The organism is Aeromonas sp. AE23HZ002T15 (assembly GCF_054165525.2).
Genome location: NZ_CM201342.1, coordinates 510,119 through 528,274 on the forward strand (window position 1 = coordinate 510,119; position 18,156 = coordinate 528,274).

The following is an 18,156-nucleotide window of genomic DNA, read 5'->3' on the forward strand; positions in this document are numbered from 1 at the left end:
ATATCCCGCCAGCCGGCTTGGTGTCCGGGCCTTGTCATCAGACACGGCTATTCCCCATCCAGCCCCCGTATGGGTTTGATGGAGCCCCACTGGCGGCAGGAGGGACACTGCCAGAACAGAGAATGGGTGGCGAAGCCGCACTGGCGGCACTTGTGGGTCGATTTGATCTTGATCTGCTCGCCCACCAGCTGCTGCAGCAGCTCCAGGCTCTCCTTGGCGGGCCCCTCCTCGGCGCTCGCCAGCTGGAAGCCGACCAGCTGGTAGAAACCTTTCATGGACGGATGGCGGCGCAGTTGGCGCAGCACCAGGGCCCGGGCCTGACTCAGGCCATCGCGGGCTTCCACCAGGTTCGCCAGGGCCAGGGTCACGCTGACCCCAGCATGATCTTCCACCGCCTTTTCAAGCAGCGGGATCAGCTCCTGGCTGCGCCCCATCTGCTGGTAGCATTGCAGGAGTTTGGGCATGGCCTCGGAGGCGAAGTCCATGTCCTGTTCGAACACCCGCAGCAGCTCCTTGCTGGCGTCCTCGTACTTTTCCTCTTCCATCGCGAGATCTGCGAGGCGCAGGCTGGCGCGGGCACAGGCGCCATTGACCCCGAGCGCCTTCTTCAGCTTGGCACGGCCCGCGGCCTTGTCGCCGTCACGCAGAGCGCTCTCTGCCTGTTCGCAATAGAAATGGGAGATGGGCTCGGCAAGCTTCTTGTTGCCCTGGAACTTCTGCAGCCGCACCGCGACCTCGATGGCCTTGTCCCAGTCACGGAGCTGCTGATGAATGATCAGCAGCTGGGTCAGCGCCGTCTCCTCAAAGTCGCTGTCTTCGCACAGCTCGTTCCAGATGGCTTCGGCTCTGTCCAACAGACCGGCGGCGAGGAAGTCCCGCGCCAGCTCCTGCAGGGCGAGTTGTCGCTGCTCCCGGGTCAGCTCACGGGCGACCAGATTCTGGTGGATCTTGATGGCACGATCGACCTCGCCACGCTGGCGAAACAGGTTACCGAGGGAGAGGTGGGTTTCGATGGTCTCGCTGTCGACTTCCAGCAGTTGGATGAAGAGATCCACCGCCTTGTCCGACTCGTCGGCGAGCAGATAGTTGAGACCCGCCACGTACTGGCGGGAAAATTGGTTACTCTGTTGCTGGGTGTCCTGGCGAACACTCCTGCGTCCCATGTACCAGCCATAGCCGGCGGCAATCGGCAACAGCAGGAAAAGCAGTTCAAGCATGGAGGGACGTTATTCCTTGGCGGTCGACCGGGCCACTTCCAACTCGCGGGATTGACGACGCATGGTGCGATTGAGGGTGCGATTTTGCAGCTTGAGACGCAGGAACAAGAGACCGAATACCAGCCAGCCCAACAGGAAACCGCCGGCAAAGAAGAAACCGAGCAACATGGAGAGCGAGAACTCCCCTTGGGCTATCAGATAGTTGAACTGCACCAGCTGACCGTTTTGAGAACCGATGGCGAGGGTCAACACGAACACCAGCACCAATGGAATGAGGGCCAAGATACGCTTCATGGGAGCTCCCTGTCTGTAGCTAATGAGAGACTGATTATCCTTAAAATCACCGGCAGACTCTAGAGCGAATGGGAAAAGAGTGCGAGAAACCCGACAATTCGTGGTGTTCGTGTCGCAAAAATAAAAAAGGCATACCCAGGTATGCCGTTTTCTGCATTATTCGTTGATGTTGACGCGCTCGCGCAACTCTTTGCCAGGCTTGAAATGCGGGACATATTTCCCGGTCAATTCAACCTTGTCCCCGGTCTTGGGGTTACGACCCACACGGGGTGCACGATAGTGCAGTGAAAAACTTCCAAATCCTCGGATTTCAATCCGGTCGCCGTTTTGCAAGGTCGACGCCATCTGCTCAAGGATCTCCTTGATGGCGGCTTCGACATCTTTGGCCGGCATATGCATGCGGCTGGCAGCCAATTGTTCGATGAGATCTGATTTGGTCATAAGGTTAAATCTCCTTCTCCGATCACATGCAATATTCATTATGCCAAGATAAAAAAGGGCGGCGCAGTGCCGCCCTTCTCTTGCATCAAGGATTACTCACCCTTGGCGGCTTTGAACGCTTCCATCATAGCATTGCTGAACACAACTTCTTCTTGTTGGTTCAGGCTATCGATAGCAACACGCTCGTCAGCCTCGTCCTTAGCGCGGACAGACAGGCTTACGGTGCGGTTCTTACGATCAACGCCCATGAATTTAGCTTCAACTTCGTCACCGACAGACAGAACCAGAGTCGCGTCTTCTACACGGTCACGAGCAGCATCGGAGGCACGCAGGTAGCCTTCCACGCCGTCAGCCAGTTCGATCACGGCACCCTTGGCATCAACCTCGGTAACCTTGCCCTTCACGATAGCACCTTTCTTGTTGTCAGACAGGTACTTGTTGAACGGGTCTTCTTCGATCTGCTTGACGCCCAGGGAGATGCGCTCACGCTCCGGGTCCACTTGCAGAACAACGGCTTCGATCTCGTCACCCTTCTTGAATTCACGCACGGCTTCTTCGCCCTGGTTGTTCCAGGAGATGTCAGACAGGTGAACCAGGCCGTCGATGCCGCCATCCAGACCGATGAAGATACCGAAGTCAGTGATGGACTTGATCTTGCCGGAAACACGGTCGCCCTTGGCGTGAGTTTCGGCAAACAGCTGCCACGGGTTGGATTTGCACTGCTTCAGACCCAGGGAGATACGACGACGCTCTTCGTCGATGTCCAGAACCATCACGTCAACCACGTCGCCAACGTTAACAACCTTGGACGGGTGGATGTTCTTGTTGGTCCAATCCATCTCGGATACGTGTACCAGGCCTTCAACGCCTTCTTCGATTTCAACGAAGCAGCCGTAGTCGGTCAGGTTGGTCACGCGGCCAGACAGGCGGGTGGTCTCCGGGTAACGCTTGGCGATAGCAACCCAGGGATCTTCTCCCAGCTGCTTCAGACCCAGGGATACACGGGTACGCTCGCGGTCGAACTTCAGAACCTTGACAGCGATCTCGTCGCCAACGTTGACGATTTCGGAAGGATGCTTAACGCGCTTCCACGCCATGTCGGTGATGTGCAGCAGGCCGTCAACACCGCCCAGATCTACGAATGCACCGTAGTCGGTCAGGTTCTTGACGATACCCTTAACTTCTTGACCTTCTTGCAGGTTGGCCAGCAGGCTTTCGCGCTCGGAGGTGTTCTCGGTTTCGATCACGGCACGACGGGAAACCACAACGTTGTTGCGCTTCTGGTCCAGCTTGATGACCTTGAACTCGAGTTCTTTGTTTTCCAGGTGAGCGGTGTCACGGATCGGACGCACGTCAACCAGGGAACCCGGCAGGAAGGCACGGATGCCGTTCAGTTCAACGGTGAAACCACCCTTGACCTTGCCGTTGATGATACCGATAACGGTAGCTTGCTCTTCGTAAGCCTTCTCAAGCTGCAGCCAGGCTTCGTGGCGCTTGGCTTTTTCGCGGGACAGCTTGGTTTCGCCGAAACCATCTTCGATAGAGTCCAGAGCCACGTCAACGGTGTCGCCTACATTGATTTCCAGCTCGCCCAGGGCGTTCTTGAATTCTTCAGCAGGAATGGCAGACTCGGATTTCAGACCGGCGTCAACCAGTACAAAACCGTTCTCGATAGCAACGACGGTACCCTTGACGATGGAACCTTGACGGGTTTCAACGGCGTTCAGGGACTCTTCAAAGAGTTGAGCAAAAGATTCGATCATTGTTTGTGTCACAAATGAAACATCCACTCGCAATCCGGCACAAGCGGGGTTGTTTTAAATTATCTGCGCCATCCATGGTGCAGACGACTGACATCAGCTCGCGCCGATATCACCAAGTTGTTGCTCCGCATAGGCGAGTACCGTCACCAGCACTTCATCTATGGTCATAGACGTTGAGTCTACCACAAGAGCATCTTCCGCGGGTTTCAGGGGGGCGACGGCGCGATTTCTGTCGCGATCGTCACGTTCCCGAATCTCGGTTAAAAGACGCTCAAAGTTAACATCAAAGCCCTTATCTTGCAACTGCTTATAGCGGCGCTGGGCCCGCTCTTCCGCGCTGGCGTCGAGGAAAATCTTCACCTCGGCCTCGGGGAAAACCACTGTACCCATGTCGCGGCCATCGGCGATGAGGCCAGGCCCCTGGCGGAAGGCGCGCTGACGGCGCAGCAGGGCTTCACGCACCCGGGGGAAGACGGCCACCTTGCTGGCGGCGTCGCTCACTTCCTGGGAGCGGATGGTACGGGAGACGTCCTCCCCTTCCAGCACCACCTTCACCTGCTCACCCTCGACCTGGAACTGCACGTCCAGATTGGCGGCAAGGGGCACCAGGGCCGCCTCGGCGTCGAGCTCCACGTCGTGATGCAGGGCGGCCAGCGCCAACACCCGGTAGATGGCGCCGGAGTCGAGCAGGTGCCAGCCCAACTTCTCGGCCAGCAGCTGGCACAGGGTGCCTTTACCGGCACCGCTTGGGCCATCGATTGTCATCACGGGGGCCATCTGAGGCATAATTTCTCTCCTGCACATGCTGCATGTGGACGATTTGCACGCATCCCTCACGGGATGAGGTAATGGGCGCCGATTATACCCGAATGCGGGGTCGCTGGCAGTTGTCTGGAAGCCGATATGCGCAAAACTCGTCGCGATTGCGCCAATAATGAGCAATCCGTCATGGCACTGTGCAATGCAAGGTTTTGTTCTTATGGTTGTTCTGGATGAGGCGCGCTAAACTGTCCGCCCTTTTTAAGCAGCTGTAGTCAGGAGCAACCCTATGAGCAGCATTACTCTCGTAGCCAAATCCAAGTTGCCGACCCCCTGGGGTACCTTCACGCTGGTGGGCTTTCAGGAAACCGGTACAGGCAAGGATCACGCCGCGCTGGTGATGGGTGATATCGCGGACGGTGAGCCCGTGCTTGGGCGCATTCATTCCGAGTGTCTGACCGGGGATGCCCTGTTCAGCCTGCGTTGTGACTGCGGCTTCCAGCTGCAGGCGGCCATGCAGAACATCGCCAAGGCAGGCCGTGGCGTCTTGCTCTATGTCCGTCAGGAGGGCCGTGGCATCGGCCTGCTCAACAAGATCCGGGCCTATCACCTGCAGGATCAGGGCGCAGACACCGTCGAGGCCAACGTGGCGCTGGGCTTTGCCGCCGACATGCGCGATTACACCATCTGCGCCGACATGTTGAAGGCCTTGGAGGTCAAGAGCCTCAAACTGATGACCAACAACCCGCGCAAACTCAAGGCCATGGAGAGCTTCGGCATTCCCGTGGCGGAGCGGGTTCCCCTGCAGGAGGGGCGCAATCCCCACAACGAGTTCTACCTCTCCACCAAGGCGAACAAGCTGGATCACCTGTTCAAGAAATAAGGGGAATTCAGCCCCCGACCCGTCAAGACGCCTCCTCAAGGGAGGCGTTTTTATTTGCAAAATAAGTCACCTCAACAGCATCAGATGCTCAGGGGGTTGCCTGTGACAACAGGAAGTCCCGCAGGGCGCGATTGGCCATGGAGAGGGGATCCCCCCGCCGCCAAGCCACGCAGAGATCGAGGAAGATGGGGGGATCGAAGGGCACGCCGGTGAGGGCCGTCTCGTCGTCCAGCACCATGCGCAGGAAGGTAGTCACGGCAAATCCCTGGCGCACCACGGCCTTGAGCAATGGGATGAGGTTGCTCTCGAAGCCGATATTGGGATCGAGCCCGAGCCCCTGTGCCAGCGCCTCCATGTGTTCGCGGTGATAGAAACCGCGCCTGAACATGGCGAGCTCCTGCTCGAAAAATTGCGGCAGCGACACGGCCTCTGCCTGGCGCAGTGGATGCTCCTCCCCCACCACCATCAGCATCTCTTCGCGCAGCAGCTGGGCCCCCTCCAGCCCTGGCGGCAGATCGCTGGTGATGAGGATGGCCAAGTCCAGGCTGCCATCCACCATGCGGCTGAGCAGCTCCCGGCTGCCCGCCTCCTCCACCCGGATCCTGAGACCGGGATAGTTGTGTTTGAACGCCATCAGGATGGGGGGGAAGTAGTAGGAACCCATCATGTAGGGGATGCCGATGCGCACCTCCCCCCGCTCCAGCCCCTTGAGTTCCGCCATCTCCGCCTCGGCCTGATGCACCTGCAACAGCAGGCGCTCGGCGTGGCGGCAGAGCACCTCCCCCTCCGGAGTGAGGCGCACGCTGCGATCCTGACGGTCGAACAGCCGCAGCTCAAGCTGGCTCTCCAGTTTGGCGATGGCCATGCTGACCGCGGGCTGCGCCACGTGCAGGGCGTTGGCGGCCTTGGTGAATGAGCCGGCGTCCCGCACCGCCAGCAGATAGCCGAGCTGTTTCAGATCCATATCAATTTCATTTATCAGACTGATAATATAAATATATTATATTTATATCAGGCGGCACACTAGTCTGCGGGGTATATCGCAGATAGTTCTGCAAAAAATGCAGTCAGGACAACCGCATATGATCGAAATCGGCAGCCGCGAGTGGATGCGCGCCACCCTGGCCCTGAGCCTGGGTTCCTTCCTGGTGTTTCTCAATCTCTACCAGACTCACCCCCTGCTGCCCCTGCTGGCGCAGGTCTTCTCCGTCAGCTCCCTGTCCGCCGGCTGGACCCTGGCGGGCTGTACCGCCGGGCTCGCGGGCTCCCTGCTGCTCTGCGCCCGGCTCGCCGATCGCTTCGGCCGCCGCCGCATCATGCTGTGGACCCTGACAGGCGCCATCCTGCTCTCTCTGCTCATTCCGCTGGTAACGCGCTTCGAGGCGCTGGTGACCCTGCGCATCCTGCAGGGGATATTGCTGGCGGGGCTACCCGCCACCGCCATCGCCTACATGGGGGAAGAGTTCAGCAAACGTGCCCTGCTCTCCGCGGTCGGGGTCTATATCGCCGCCAACTCGCTCGGCGGGATCGCCGGCCGGGTGGTCGGTGGCCTCCTGGCGGGCTGGTTCGGGGATTGGCAGCACACCTTCTTCGGTATAGGTCTCATCAGCCTGGTCCTGCTGCCCCTGGTCATCTGGTTGCTGCCGGCCCAGACCCGCTTCGTGGCCGTGGTGGCCACTCCCGGCCAATTGCGCCAGGCCATCGCCAGCCACCTCGGCAATCCGCTGCTGCTGGGGGCCTACCTCATCGGCGGGCTCAACTTCATGGTGTTCCTCAACCAGTACAGCTACCTCACCTTCCTGCTGGCCGAGGCGCCCTTCTCCCTGCCGACCCAGTGGCTCGGCATGCTGTTTCTGACCTACCTCACCGGCACCCTCGCCTCTTCCATCAGCGGTCGCTGCGCCAGCCGCTGGGGGCCCCAGCGTCTGCTGCTCGCCGGTATCGTGTTGATGGCCATGGGCAGTCTGGCGCTGCTGCTCGGCACCCTGACGGCTATTCTCGGCGGTCTGCTGGTCTCGAGTTTCGGCTTCTTCCTCGCCCACGCCTGTGCCAGCGCCTGGGTGGGTCAGCACGTGGAGCACAACCGGGCGCTGGCCTCGTCGCTCTATCTGGTGGGGTACTACCTGGGGGCCAGCCTGGGGGGCCTGTATCTGCACCCCTTCTGGGAGCGAGGGGGGTTAGGGGGGCTGGTGCTCGGCATCGAACTGGTGCTCTGCGTCACCGCCGTGCTCAGCCTCTGGCTCGGACATCTGAAGGGGCGCAGCGCGCGCCCCTTCTCCTCCCTCGCCTCCTAGCTCGGCCCAAGGCGGCCGACGGGCATGATGGGCTCTCAGCGCGGCCCGTAATAATCCACCGGCACCGGCACCACGGCGCCGGTCATCAGCTCCTCGTCGATCACCTCGCTCAAGGGGCGCAGGTGGAACTTCACCTGACCCGAGGGCAGCATGAGCCCCACGTCCGGATTGCGCGCATCCTCGATGTTGGCGGTCTTGAATGGTAGCGCGGGATGGGCCGCCACCAGCTTATGCAAGGAGGGAACCACCAGCTCGATGTGCTCGAGCCCCGCCTGATGCTGGCGCCCGGGTTTGGGGGCCGCCAGCTCGATGCAGGGTACGCTCACCCCTTGCCAGCAGACGGGTTGATGCAGCCGGTAGGTCGCGATGGGGCGCCCCCCTATCATACCCTCCACCAGCAGGACCCCGTGCAGGGCAAGCTCACCCTTCAGACTCAGGTATGCCGGCAGGGTGGCGGCGCGGTAACAGAGATGATCCACCAGAGGCGTCGCAGACTCCCCCATCAGGGCGCTCAGTTCGGTCAGCAACTGGCCAACAAAAGGGGCCATCGGCCCCAGGGTGGTATTCAGTGGATGGGACATATCACCATTTCTTCTTCGGTTGGAACAGGACATCCAGCTCGTCGGCCTCTTTGTCCTTGATGTTTTGCAGCTCTTTCTCGCTGTGCTGCTGCAGGTGCTCCTCCAGCTGGAGCAGGCCCTGGCGCATGTCTTCTTCCCGGGCGAACAGGTAGCCATCCTTGTCGGAGATGTTGGCGAGGGCGCTGAGCCCCTTGGTGTAGAGCTGACGGCAGGTGCCAAACTGCCCCTGGATCTGGGCATCCATGGCCCGTTTCACCAGGTTGGCGATGTTCACCTTGAGCTGCAGCAGCTCTAAGCGGCGATCCTCCTGGGCGAACCCCTGAGGATCTATCTTGCCCTTGTTGTGCTCCACCCGCAGCACGGCCCGCATCTTCTTGGCCAACTGCAGCATCTGGATCGCCTGGCGATCGGATTCCGGGGTCTTGAAGTGCGCCTCGTCCTGGCTGTTGTAGTGCTCCTGCACATTCTTGATCTGCAGTTGCACATCCTGTACCCGCTGCTTGATCTGGCCGGTGGGCGAGACCAGGGCGATGGCGCGATAGGCATCCAGGATCCTGTGCTGCAGCAGCAGTACCATGTTCTTGGAGAAAGGCACCAGGTTGACGTTCAGCAACATCTCTTCCGTCTCGTCCGCCACCGCCTTGTGGCGAGCGATGGCGTGGCGCTTGTCGGCCTCGGCCTTCTGTTTGTATTGCTGCACCACGTTATAGGCGATGACCAGAAACAGGAGCGCGCCGATCGACAGCAATATCAAGGTTAAAATCATAGGGTGTCCAAACTCCTGTCCCAATCCAATTGCCTGATCCTACAACAGCTTACCCCTCGCAGGGTAGCGCCCATTGCCAGCCGGCGTCACAACAATGGCATGCGGCCCCATGGCGGGCTGCGTACAGCCTCGGCCCCTCACTCATATCGCCCGCGCCGCCCATTACTTGAGGCAAAAGCCCCTGGACTGCAGGAAGCCCAGCATGAAGGGGCGCGCCTCCTTGCCGAGGATGGCCTTGATCTGACCGCTCCAGGTCTGCTGCTTGTTGTTGCTGCTGCGGGCCTGGTAGTAGGCCTGGATCTGGTCGTCATACTGGGCGAGCAGGTCCCGGTCCAGCGCCTCCGGGTAGCGGTTCTCGTGCACCACCAGGGCGCGGGGCAGGCGCGGCTTCTGCTCGGGAGCCTGGGCGGGATGGCCGAGACAGAGGCCGAACAGGGGGATCACCTGATGAGGAAGACCGACCGCCTCGCTCACCGCCGCCGGATTGTTGCGAATGCCGCCGATGTAGACCCCCCCCAGCCCCAGGGACTGGGCCGCCAGCAGCGCATTCTGGGCCATCAGGGCGCCGTCGATGGCACCGATCAGGAGCTGCTCCACAAAACCGGTCTGGGCCTCCGGCACTATCCGGCTGTGGCGCTGGTAATCGGCGCAGAACAGCAGGAACTCCGCCGCCTCGGCCACATAGACCTGATGGCCGGCGAGCTCCGCCAGGGTGGCGCGCAACCCCTTGTCGGTCACCCGGATGATGCTGTTGGCCTGCAGGAAGCTGGAGCTGGCGGCGGACTGGGCGGCGCTCAGGATCTGATCGAGCTGCTCGGCCGTGATGGGATCGGCGGTGAATTGGCGAATGGAGCGATGGGAAAGGATGAGATCTATGGTCGGGTTCATGATGCCTCCGGGATGAAGGCCACACTGTACCCAAAAAAAGCGAGGGGCCCAAGGCCCCTCATCACCCTCAAGGGGCGGGATAAACGTAGGGGGCCTGCAGCCCGAGGGGGAAGCCCATTCCCCAGTAGAGCAGCAGGAACAGGCTCCAGCTCACCAGGAAGGCCAGGGAGTATGGCAGCATCATGGAGACCAGGGTGCCGATGCCGGTGCTCTTCACATACTGCTGGCAATAAACCACCACCAGCGGGAAGAAGACCATCAGCGGGGTGATGATGTTGGAGGCGGAGTCCCCCACCCGGTAGGCGGCCTGGGTCAGCTCGGGAGAGATCCCCACCGCCATCAGCATGGGCACCAGGATGGGGCTGATCAGCGCCCACTTGGCGGACGCCGATCCCACCACCAGGTTGACGGTGGCGGTCAGCAATATGATGCCGACTATGGTCACCTCCCCCGGCAGGGCCAGGGCGTGCAGCACCTCGGCACCGGACAGGGCCAGCAGGGTACCGAGGTTGGAATCCCCGAACGCCTTGATGAAGAGGGCGCAGAAGAAGGCCATCACCATGTAGGAACCCATCTTGTTCATGGTGGCGGACATGGCGTCGATCACGTCCTTGCCGCTCTTGAAGCTGCCCGCCACGAAGCCGTAGACGATCCCCGGCAGGATGAATAGCAGGAAGATGAGCGGCACTATGGACTTCATCACGGGGGCCGCGAAGGTGGTGAGCGATCCGTCAGCCGCCCGCATCGGCGAGTCGCTCGGCGACAGGGCCAGCCCCAGCAGCACGATGGCCGCCAGCATGGCGAAGCCTGCCCAGTTGAAGGCCCGGCTCTCCTGGGCGCTGTAGCGACCCATCTCGTCGGCGCTCTCCAGCTCCTCGTTGAGGGGGATGTGCTTGAGGCGCGGCTCGACGATGCGCTCGGTGACGAACCAGCCCACGCAGATGATCAGCAGGGAGGAGGCGCCGGTGAAGAAGATGTTGCACAGGGTGTTGACCATGTACTGGGGATCGAGCAGCTGGGCAGACGACTGGGTGAAGCCCTGCAGCAAGGCATCACCGCCGGAGGGCAGGAAGTTCGCGGCAAAGCCGCCGGAGACTCCGGCAAAGGCGGCCGCTATCCCCGCCAGCGGGTGACGACCGGCGGCGTGGAAGATGATGCCACCGATGGGAATGACCAGCACATAGCCCGCATCCGCCGCCGTGTGGCTGACGATGGCCACCAGGATCAGCATGGGGGTCAGGAAACGGGCCGGGGTAACCTTGAGCAGCTTCTTCAGGCCGGTGTTGATGAAACCGGACTGCTCGGCGACCCCTACCCCCAGCATGGCCACCAGCACTATGCCGAGCGGCGCGAAGCTGGTGAAGGTGGTAACCATGCTGGCGAGAAACTCGGCAAGGCCGGCCCCGGTCAGCAGGTTGTTGACCACCACGGCCTCACCGGTACGGGGATTGACCAGATCGAACGAGAATTGGGAGAGGATCCAGGAGCCGACCCAGACGATCAGCAGGGCATAGAGGAACAGCATGGCGGGGTCTGGCAGCTTGTTGCCCGCCTTCTCCACCCCGTTCAGAAAGCGGTTCAACCAGCCATTGGGTGGGCTGGCGGGACCTTCGTTCACTGCGGCTTGACTCATTATGGTGATACTCCATTACCAAGGAATGAGGGCGCATACTAGCGATAACGTCCAATAAATCCCATGATACGAGCCATATATTCGATTAATTTTGTTTAATTTGGCATGCCGCACTGCAAAAACGCGACATGCCGCACATTATATTGCCTGGTTTTTAGCCATCTCCCAGCGGATAAGTGCCGAGCTTGCACCGGATGACGAAGCCCGCCGCCGCCACCTCTGCCGCTGTCATGGGGGTGCTGAACAGGAACCCCTGGAAGACGTGGCAACCCTGGGCGCGCAAGGCTGCCAGTTCGTGCTCATCCTCCACCCCCTCCGCCAGGATCCCGAGCCCCAGGCTGGTGGCCATGGCGACCGTGGCCCGGATCACCGGCAGATTGAGCCCCACCACGAAGGATCGGTCCAGCTTGATGGTATCGATGGGCAGACGGTTGAGGTAGGCGAGCGACGAGTAGCCGGTGCCGAAGTCGTCGATGGCTATCTTGATCCCCTGCTCGCTCAGGGCGTCGAGAATGTCGATGCACCCCTTCATGTCCAGCATCAGCACGGTTTCGGTCAGCTCCAGGGTCAGCAGACCGGCATCCACCCCGAACGCCTCAAGCTGCTGGGCCACCAGCTCGGGCAGGTTCGCCGACAGCTGGAAACCGGACAGGTTGACCGACACCGGCACCCGCACCTGCCATTGCCGCTGCCACTCCCCCATCTGGGCCAAGGCGGTGGAGAGCACCCAGCTCCCTATTTCACGAATGAGCCCCATCTCCTCCGCCAGCGGGATGAACTCCCCCGGCGAGACGTGCCCCAGCACGGGGTTGTACCAGCGCAGCAGGGCCTCGAAGCCGATGAGTTTGCCCTGGGCCACATCCACCTGGGGCTGATAGCGCAGGCTCAGCTCCTGGCGACCCACCGCCTTGGCCAGAAACTGCTTGAGGGTCAGTTTGCGATGCAGGCTCTGCTGCATGCTGGGGGTGAAGCGCTGCCAGCGCAGGCGCCCCATCTGCTTGGCCTGATACATGGCCATGTCGGCGCGGGTGATGAGGTTGTCCCCGTCGTCGGCGTCGTCCGGGTAGATGGCGATGCCGATGCTGCCCCCTATGGTGACCTCCGGCAGCCCGCTCAGCTGCAGCGGCTTGCTCATCTGGGAGAGCATGAGATCCGCCACCTCCTGGGCCCGCTCGCTCGCCTGGGCGAGGGGCACCAGGGCGGTAAACTCGTCCCCGCCGAGACGTGCCAGCTCCACGTCCCGCGGGCAGATCTGCTTGAGCCGCCCGGCCACCCGCTCCAGCAGGCGATCCCCCGCCTTGTGGCCGTAGTTGTCATTGACCAGCTTGAAGTTGTCCAAGTCCATGAACACCAGGGCGAAGCGCCCCCCTATGCCGCAATAGGCCTCGAGAGACTTCATCAGTCCGTAGCGGTTGAGCAGACCGGTGAGGGAGTCATGCCAGGCCAGATGGCGGTGTTCCAGCTCCTCGAGCTTGCGGTCCGTGATGTCCCGCATGGTGAGCAGTATCCTGGCCCCCTGCTGGATATGGCGAAACTGGTACTGGAACCAGCGCATCCCCTTCAGGGTCCGGCACTCCCCCTCGGCCACCACCTCGTCGAGGCGGGAGAGCCGGCGATAGAAGGCCTCGTCGGCGCCGGAGAAGACCTGCATCAGCTGACAGACTTCGGCGCCGAAGCAGAGCTCGAAGTGGTGGTTGCCGCTCTCGAGGCGCCCCTGGTTGTCGAACAGACAGGCCAGGGTATCGCCGGTGGCGAGGGAGGACTCCTGATAGAGGGTATCGGCGTCGATCACCGCCTCCGTCATCATCATCAGGCGCCCGGCGATCTCCACCCCGGAGAGGCGCAGATAGACCTGCTTCTTGACCCCCCGCGGTGAGATGGTCCACCACTCGCTGTAGCTGCGCCCCTGCTGGAAGTCCCCGAGATAGCGTTGCAGCAGCAGATCGATGGCGGCGGCCATGTCGGCCGAGAAGTCGCGGGATTGCAGTTCGATGAGGGAACTCGCCTCCCATACCCCGAGTGCCGAGCCATTGGCCCAGTAGATATGATGGCGCTGGATGTCATAGACCCAGATAGGGGTATGGAGCGCATCCATGGCATTGAGTAGGCGTTCGTCTAGCGTATTCATCTTTGGTGGTGATTCATGCTGAGAGCTCATAGCAACACCAGTCACGGCCATCCCTGAACGACGCCAACGTGCTGGTACAAAATCAGATCCGGCTCATAATCTGGAAACATGCATGGGCAAGAGAAGGCCGGTTTTATATGAAAACGCTACATGTGAACCCTATGGTCAGAAGAAACGGACTCACATTGATATTGTTGGGTGTAGTCATAACCATAGCCATGATTTTTATACTTTTTTTGTTTCGCGAACAACTATTAATCCCGGCCATTTCGGTGCTTCTCGCAGGACTGATGACAATATTCGTCGGAGCCATCAAGCTCAATGAGCCTCATTTTAGTCTCTCTCTATGCCAGGATTGTCTGCAATATCACCACAAGTACGGTGGCTGGATCCTGAAATGGAGAAATATTCAACGAATTGACCAACCACGTATCCATTTGGGGTTGGATCTGGTGCCCCTCCCCTATATCGGTCTGAAGATTAAGGATTACGACGATTTTTTGACGTTGATCACACCCCGGCTGGCGGTCCGCCTGCTCACCGAGCAGCGCGCCGTGCTGTTGCAGGCCATGAACAGCGAACAGCCGGGTTGCCTCGATGGCAGTTGTGGATCCGGCTTGCTGGGGGGTGAACTACTGGAGGAGAGCCGCTTTCGCTCCCCCTCCGGTCAACGCTACGAGGGGGTGATCGCCATGCTCGGCAACCGCATGACCAGGCTCAGGGACCTGCTGGGGTATGATCTGCTAGTGCCGGACAACAGCCTGGATAGGGCCCCTGCCGATTTTGTCCGCCTGTTGAATGAATATCGCCGGGAATCGAATCTAATCCAGATCAATTAAATGCCGGATTGCGCTTGCCAAGCCAGATGACTCTTCATAAGGTCTCTGGCTTGTTACAAACACCCCCTAAGCCGCTTATGAAGTACATCGAAGAGTTCTATCTGTTCGTCAAGGTGGTGCAAGAGGGCGGTTTCTCCCACGCCGCAGCCGCGCTGGGCATGCCGACCGGCACCATCAGTCGACGTATCTCTCAGTTGGAGGAGCAGCTTGGCTGCAGCCTGCTACACAGATCCACCCGCAAACTGCGCCTCACCGACGAAGGCCTGCGCTATTACGAACGCCTCTGCACCCCCCTTGCCGAGATCGAACAGGCCACCGGCGAGATCCAGGGTCAGGATCGGGACATCAGCGGCCTCATCCGCCTCGCCGCCCCCATCGCCCTGTCCAACACCATACTCGTCGACATGCTGGCCGACTTCGGCCTGCGCTACCCCGAGGTGCAGTTCGACATCACCCAGACCAATGACCACTCCCCCCTGTGCGATCAGGACAGGGATCTCGTGTTCTTCAACGGCGAGCTGCCCCAGGCCCTGCCCAACGCCGTCTGCCTCGGCCACATCGAATACGGGCTGTTCGCCTCTCCCCTCTATCTGGAGAAGATGGGTACTCCGGCACACCCGACCCAACTGGAAGAACACGATCTCATCTACTGCTGGCCGCACCGTCACTGGCAATTGATCGGCCGGGACGAGGAGATGGTGCAGATCAAGCGCACCCCGCGCCTGAGTGTCAACCAGACCCAGGCGGCCGTCCGGGCCGCAAGGCGCCACCTCGGCATCGTCAACGCCCCCCAGCACTACGTCCACCCCTTCTTGCAAGACGAGCAACTGGTCGCCGTGCTGCCGGACTGGCAATCGGGCAGACGCCCCTTCTACATGCTGCTCTGCCAACCCCAGTTCACCCCCTTGCGGGTCAAGATGTTCGCCGAGTTCGTCGAAAAGTACTCGGTCCGCTATCGCAGCCACCAAAGAGACGATCAATTCTTGCCGGCCATGCCCCTGCCCATTGCATCTGACGACTGATGCTGCGACCTTTACCTGATGCACCCGCACTGACTGGCCAACACCATGAATGTATTGATATGTGATGACTCGGGATTTGCCCGCAAGCAGCTGGCTCGCGCCCTGCCCACTCCCTGGCAGATAACACTGCACCAGGCCGCCAACGGCCTGGAGGGCGTAGAGCAGATCCTGATGGGTCATGGGGATCTGGTCTTTCTGGATCTCACCATGCCGGAGATGGATGGTTATGGCGTGCTGGAGACCCTCAAGCGAGAGGGGCTGCGCAACAAGGTGATCGTGGTCTCCGGCGACATCCAGCCGGAGGCCCATGCGCGGGTCATGGCGCTCGGCGCCCTGGATTTCATCAAGAAACCCGCCGCCCCCGAGATGCTGCGTGAACTCCTGGAACGCCACGGCCTGTGGCAGGCGGACACGGCGCCCACCCCGGCCGTCGTAACATCCACCGCCAACCCCCATGCCATCGCCCCCATCCAGTTCACCCCCGAGCTCAGGGATGTCTATCAGGAGCTTGCCAACGTCGCCATGGGCCAGGCCGCCAACCTGCTGGCCCAGTTGCTCGACGCCTTCGTGGTGCTCCCCATCCCGAACGTCAACGTGCTGGAGGTCTCCGAGCTGCACATGGCCCTCTCGGCTGCCGCCGAGTCGGATACCCTCTCCGCCGTCTGCCAGGGCTTCATCGGCGCAGGCATCGCCGGGGAGGCCTTGATCCTGTTCCACGACGCCAGCTTCCAGGATCTGGCCCGCCTGATGAACCATCAGGGGGCGCTCGATCACGGCGCCGAGCTGGAGCTGCTGATGGACACAGCCAACGTGCTCATCGGTGCCTTCCTGCGGGGTTACGCCAATCAGCTCGACACCCCCTTCAGCCAGGGACACCCCGTGGTGCTGGGTCAACACAGGCCCATTCAGGACCTGATCCAGACCAACCAGAGCCGCTGGCGCCGCACCCTGGCCATCGAGATCAACTACCGGATCCAGGGCTATGCCGTGCAGTGCGATCTGCTGCTGTTGTTTACCGAAGACTCCATCGCCACCATGAATCACAAGATCATGCACATGCTCTAGGGGCCAACAGGCCCGCTGGCAGCATGAATGACCCGACAAGACACAGAGGAGTGACCATGGAAATCCGTGAATTTCATTGGCTGATGAACATAGTGCAGAACCTGGACGTGGGGCTGATCGTGCTCAGCCGGGACTACAGGGTGCAGGTATGGAACGGCTTCATGGAGAGCCACAGCGGCCGGCTGGCCGGTGAGGTACGCGATCAGAGTCTGTTCGACCTCTTCCCGGACGTGGACAGGGCCTGGTTCGAGCGCAAGGCGAACATGGTGTTCAAGCTCAACAACCGCGCCTTCAGCACCTGGGAGCAGCGCCCCTACTTGCTGCGCTTCTCCAACTACCGCCCCATCACGGGCTCGGCCCCCCACATGTACCAGAACCTGACCCTGGTGCCGCTGGCCGATTTCGGCGGCCAGGTGACCCATCTGGCTGTCATGATCTACGACGCCACCGACGAGGCGACCCTGATCCTGGGCCAGCGCCAGGGCTGATCACCCCCCTGCCACAGATGACGAGGGCGCCTGCTGGCGCCCTCTCTTTTCCATACACAAGACGAGTCACCCCATCAGGCGCTCAAGAACTCGGTGAAGGCATCGATCACCTCCTCGATGTCGTCGTCGGTGATCTGCAGGTGGGTCACCAGCCGCATCTCCCCGTAGCCGGAGAAGAGGATCCCCCGCTCCTTCATAAAGGCGAGCAGGGCCTCGCTCTGGTTCTTCGCCAGGCGCAGGAACACCATATTGGTCTGCACCTCGGCCAGCTCCAGTTCGATGCCGGGCAGGGCCGCCAGCCCTTCTGCCAGCCGTCTGGCACGGCGATGGTCGTCCGCCAAGCGAGTGATGTGCTGATCCAGGGCGAACAAACCGGCCTGGGCCAGGATCCCCCCCTGACGCATGCCGCCCCCCAACATCTTGCGCAGCCGTCTGGCCCGGGCGATGAAGGGGCTTGAGCCCACCAGCAGGGAGCCCACAGGGGCCCCCAGCCCCTTGGAGAGGCACACAGAGACGCTGTCGAAGGGCGCCGCAATGGCCGCGACCGGCTCTCCGCTCGCCACCACGGCGTTGAACAGCCGGGCACCGTCAAGGTGCAGCCGCAGGCCATGGCGGTCGGCGAGATCCCGCACCTGCTGCAGGTAAGCAAGAGGCAGCACCTTACCGTTGTGGGTGTTCTCGAGGCAGATGAGCCGGGTCTGGACGAAGTGGGCATCGTCGGGAGCCAGGCTGGCTTGCAGGTCCGCCAGCGCCAGGGTGCCGTCGGCCTGGGTGGGAACGGGCTGCAGGGCCACCGAGCCCAGCACGGCGCTCCCCTGGGCCTCATAGCGATAGATGTGGGAGGCACCGCCCAGCACGGCACCTTCGCCGCGCTGGCAGTGGCTCATCATCGCCAGCAGGTTGGACATGGTGCCGGAGGGCACGAACAGGGCAGCCTCTTTGCCAAGCAGCTCGGCCCCCTTGCGCTCCAGCGCGTTGATGCTGGGATCTTCCCCATAGACATCATCCCCCACCTCGGCGTGCAGCATGCTCTGGCGCATGGCCTCCGTGGGCTGGGTCACGGTATCACTTCGTAAATCGATATAGCGCATGTCA

Annotated in this window: 18 protein-coding genes; 6 read left to right on the top strand and 12 right to left on the bottom strand. The window is 61.2% G+C overall.

Features of this window, described 5'->3' with window-relative positions; translation table 11 throughout:
* Window positions 1–47: 47 nt before the first annotated feature.
* From lapB to cmk, 5 genes are all read right to left on the bottom strand, one after another.
* On the bottom strand, window positions 48–1,217 hold the full coding sequence (lapB, locus tag ACT5M9_RS02190) for a lipopolysaccharide assembly protein LapB (protein ID WP_457978278.1): 1,170 nt from the start codon (window positions 1,215–1,217) through the stop codon (window positions 48–50).
* A 9-nt stretch (window positions 1,218–1,226) separates the two neighbouring features.
* Window positions 1,227–1,511 (bottom strand): LapA family protein, encoded by a 285-nt coding sequence (locus tag ACT5M9_RS02195; protein WP_349918014.1) that lies wholly within the window; start codon window positions 1,509–1,511, stop codon window positions 1,227–1,229.
* Between the two features lie 156 nt (window positions 1,512–1,667).
* On the bottom strand, window positions 1,668–1,952 hold the full coding sequence (gene ihfB, locus ACT5M9_RS02200; RefSeq protein ID WP_349918016.1) for an integration host factor subunit beta: 285 nt from the start codon (window positions 1,950–1,952) through the stop codon (window positions 1,668–1,670).
* 92 nt (window positions 1,953–2,044) lie between these two features.
* Entirely contained in the window at window positions 2,045–3,715 is a 1,671-nt protein-coding gene (gene rpsA / locus ACT5M9_RS02205; RefSeq protein ID WP_005327816.1) for a 30S ribosomal protein S1, read from the bottom strand.
* A gap of 93 nt (window positions 3,716–3,808) precedes the next feature.
* Window positions 3,809–4,501 (bottom strand): (d)CMP kinase, encoded by a 693-nt coding sequence (gene cmk / locus ACT5M9_RS02210; protein ID WP_438548375.1) that lies wholly within the window; start codon window positions 4,499–4,501, stop codon window positions 3,809–3,811.
* A gap of 262 nt (window positions 4,502–4,763) precedes the next feature.
* Between cmk and ribA the strand changes: the two genes are divergently transcribed.
* Window positions 4,764–5,357 (top strand): GTP cyclohydrolase II, encoded by a 594-nt coding sequence (gene ribA / locus ACT5M9_RS02215; protein ID WP_100858921.1) that lies wholly within the window; start codon window positions 4,764–4,766, stop codon window positions 5,355–5,357.
* Between the two features lie 88 nt (window positions 5,358–5,445).
* Here the strand turns inward: ribA and ACT5M9_RS02220 are convergent, their stop codons facing one another.
* The gene (locus ACT5M9_RS02220; protein ID WP_457978276.1) at window positions 5,446–6,321 is read right to left on the bottom strand and encodes a LysR family transcriptional regulator; all 876 of its coding nucleotides are present in this window, start codon (window positions 6,319–6,321) and stop codon (window positions 5,446–5,448) included.
* Between the two features lie 118 nt (window positions 6,322–6,439).
* Between ACT5M9_RS02220 and ACT5M9_RS02225 the strand changes: the two genes are divergently transcribed.
* A complete protein-coding gene (locus ACT5M9_RS02225) occupies window positions 6,440–7,651 on the top strand; it encodes an MFS transporter (protein WP_457978274.1) in 1,212 nt (403 codons plus the stop codon).
* A 35-nt stretch (window positions 7,652–7,686) separates the two neighbouring features.
* On the opposite strand, the gene ACT5M9_RS02230 is transcribed toward ACT5M9_RS02225, so the two are convergent.
* The 5 genes from ACT5M9_RS02230 to ACT5M9_RS02250 all read right to left on the bottom strand — a co-directional run bounded on the left by ACT5M9_RS02230 (window position 7,687) and on the right by ACT5M9_RS02250 (window position 13,614).
* Window positions 7,687–8,232, bottom strand: coding sequence for a VOC family protein (locus ACT5M9_RS02230; RefSeq protein ID WP_457978272.1), 546 nt, complete (start codon window positions 8,230–8,232; stop codon window positions 7,687–7,689).
* Window position 8,233: 1 nt separating this feature from the next.
* Window positions 8,234–8,998, bottom strand: a complete 765-nt coding sequence (locus ACT5M9_RS02235; protein WP_438548379.1) for a DNA repair protein — start codon at window positions 8,996–8,998, stop codon at window positions 8,234–8,236.
* A 162-nt stretch (window positions 8,999–9,160) separates the two neighbouring features.
* The gene (gene nfsA, locus ACT5M9_RS02240; protein WP_457978270.1) at window positions 9,161–9,886 is read right to left on the bottom strand and encodes an oxygen-insensitive NADPH nitroreductase; all 726 of its coding nucleotides are present in this window, start codon (window positions 9,884–9,886) and stop codon (window positions 9,161–9,163) included.
* Window positions 9,887–9,953: 67 nt separating this feature from the next.
* On the bottom strand, window positions 9,954–11,519 hold the full coding sequence (locus ACT5M9_RS02245) for an AbgT family transporter (RefSeq protein ID WP_457978269.1): 1,566 nt from the start codon (window positions 11,517–11,519) through the stop codon (window positions 9,954–9,956).
* Between the two features lie 154 nt (window positions 11,520–11,673).
* Window positions 11,674–13,614 (bottom strand): putative bifunctional diguanylate cyclase/phosphodiesterase, encoded by a 1,941-nt coding sequence (locus ACT5M9_RS02250; RefSeq protein WP_457980532.1) that lies wholly within the window; start codon window positions 13,612–13,614, stop codon window positions 11,674–11,676.
* A 170-nt stretch (window positions 13,615–13,784) separates the two neighbouring features.
* Here ACT5M9_RS02250 and ACT5M9_RS02255 point away from each other — a divergent pair, with 170 nt between their 5' ends.
* The 4 genes from ACT5M9_RS02255 (at window position 13,785) to ACT5M9_RS02270 (ending at window position 17,061) form a co-directional block, all read left to right on the top strand.
* Window positions 13,785–14,486, top strand: coding sequence for a DUF2982 domain-containing protein (locus tag ACT5M9_RS02255; RefSeq protein WP_457980530.1), 702 nt, complete (start codon window positions 13,785–13,787; stop codon window positions 14,484–14,486).
* 77 nt (window positions 14,487–14,563) lie between these two features.
* Window positions 14,564–15,508, top strand: coding sequence for a LysR family transcriptional regulator (locus ACT5M9_RS02260; RefSeq protein WP_457978267.1), 945 nt, complete (start codon window positions 14,564–14,566; stop codon window positions 15,506–15,508).
* Window positions 15,509–15,553: 45 nt separating this feature from the next.
* On the top strand, window positions 15,554–16,573 hold the full coding sequence (locus ACT5M9_RS02265; RefSeq protein ID WP_457978265.1) for a response regulator: 1,020 nt from the start codon (window positions 15,554–15,556) through the stop codon (window positions 16,571–16,573).
* A 56-nt stretch (window positions 16,574–16,629) separates the two neighbouring features.
* Entirely contained in the window at window positions 16,630–17,061 is a 432-nt protein-coding gene (locus ACT5M9_RS02270) for a PAS domain-containing protein (RefSeq protein WP_457978263.1), read from the top strand.
* Window positions 17,062–17,135: 74 nt separating this feature from the next.
* Here the strand turns inward: ACT5M9_RS02270 and ltaE are convergent, their stop codons facing one another.
* Window positions 17,136–18,152, bottom strand: coding sequence for a low-specificity L-threonine aldolase (gene ltaE / locus ACT5M9_RS02275; protein WP_457978261.1), 1,017 nt, complete (start codon window positions 18,150–18,152; stop codon window positions 17,136–17,138).
* Window positions 18,153–18,156: the final 4 nt, after the last annotated feature.

Coding starts and splice junctions, on each gene's coding strand:
- ACT5M9_RS02270 (WP_457978263.1), top strand. CDS start 16,630: ATGGAAATCCGTGAATTTCATTGGCTGATGAACATAGTGCAGAACCTG.
- ACT5M9_RS02255 (WP_457980530.1), top strand. CDS start 13,785: ATGAAAACGCTACATGTGAACCCTATGGTCAGAAGAAACGGACTCACA.
- ltaE (WP_457978261.1), bottom strand. CDS start 18,152: ATGCGCTATATCGATTTACGAAGTGATACCGTGACCCAGCCCACGGAG.
- rpsA (WP_005327816.1), bottom strand. CDS start 3,715: ATGATCGAATCTTTTGCTCAACTCTTTGAAGAGTCCCTGAACGCCGTT.
- lapB (WP_457978278.1), bottom strand. CDS start 1,217: ATGCTTGAACTGCTTTTCCTGCTGTTGCCGATTGCCGCCGGCTATGGC.
- nfsA (WP_457978270.1), bottom strand. CDS start 9,886: ATGAACCCGACCATAGATCTCATCCTTTCCCATCGCTCCATTCGCCAA.
- ACT5M9_RS02260 (WP_457978267.1), top strand. CDS start 14,564: ATGAAGTACATCGAAGAGTTCTATCTGTTCGTCAAGGTGGTGCAAGAG.
- ACT5M9_RS02195 (WP_349918014.1), bottom strand. CDS start 1,511: ATGAAGCGTATCTTGGCCCTCATTCCATTGGTGCTGGTGTTCGTGTTG.
- ACT5M9_RS02250 (WP_457980532.1), bottom strand. CDS start 13,614: ATGGATGCGCTCCATACCCCTATCTGGGTCTATGACATCCAGCGCCAT.
- ACT5M9_RS02235 (WP_438548379.1), bottom strand. CDS start 8,998: ATGATTTTAACCTTGATATTGCTGTCGATCGGCGCGCTCCTGTTTCTG.
- ribA (WP_100858921.1), top strand. CDS start 4,764: ATGAGCAGCATTACTCTCGTAGCCAAATCCAAGTTGCCGACCCCCTGG.
- ACT5M9_RS02245 (WP_457978269.1), bottom strand. CDS start 11,519: ATGAGTCAAGCCGCAGTGAACGAAGGTCCCGCCAGCCCACCCAATGGC.
- cmk (WP_438548375.1), bottom strand. CDS start 4,501: ATGCCTCAGATGGCCCCCGTGATGACAATCGATGGCCCAAGCGGTGCC.
- ACT5M9_RS02220 (WP_457978276.1), bottom strand. CDS start 6,321: ATGGATCTGAAACAGCTCGGCTATCTGCTGGCGGTGCGGGACGCCGGC.
- ihfB (WP_349918016.1), bottom strand. CDS start 1,952: ATGACCAAATCAGATCTCATCGAACAATTGGCTGCCAGCCGCATGCAT.
- ACT5M9_RS02230 (WP_457978272.1), bottom strand. CDS start 8,232: ATGTCCCATCCACTGAATACCACCCTGGGGCCGATGGCCCCTTTTGTT.
- ACT5M9_RS02265 (WP_457978265.1), top strand. CDS start 15,554: ATGAATGTATTGATATGTGATGACTCGGGATTTGCCCGCAAGCAGCTG.
- ACT5M9_RS02225 (WP_457978274.1), top strand. CDS start 6,440: ATGATCGAAATCGGCAGCCGCGAGTGGATGCGCGCCACCCTGGCCCTG.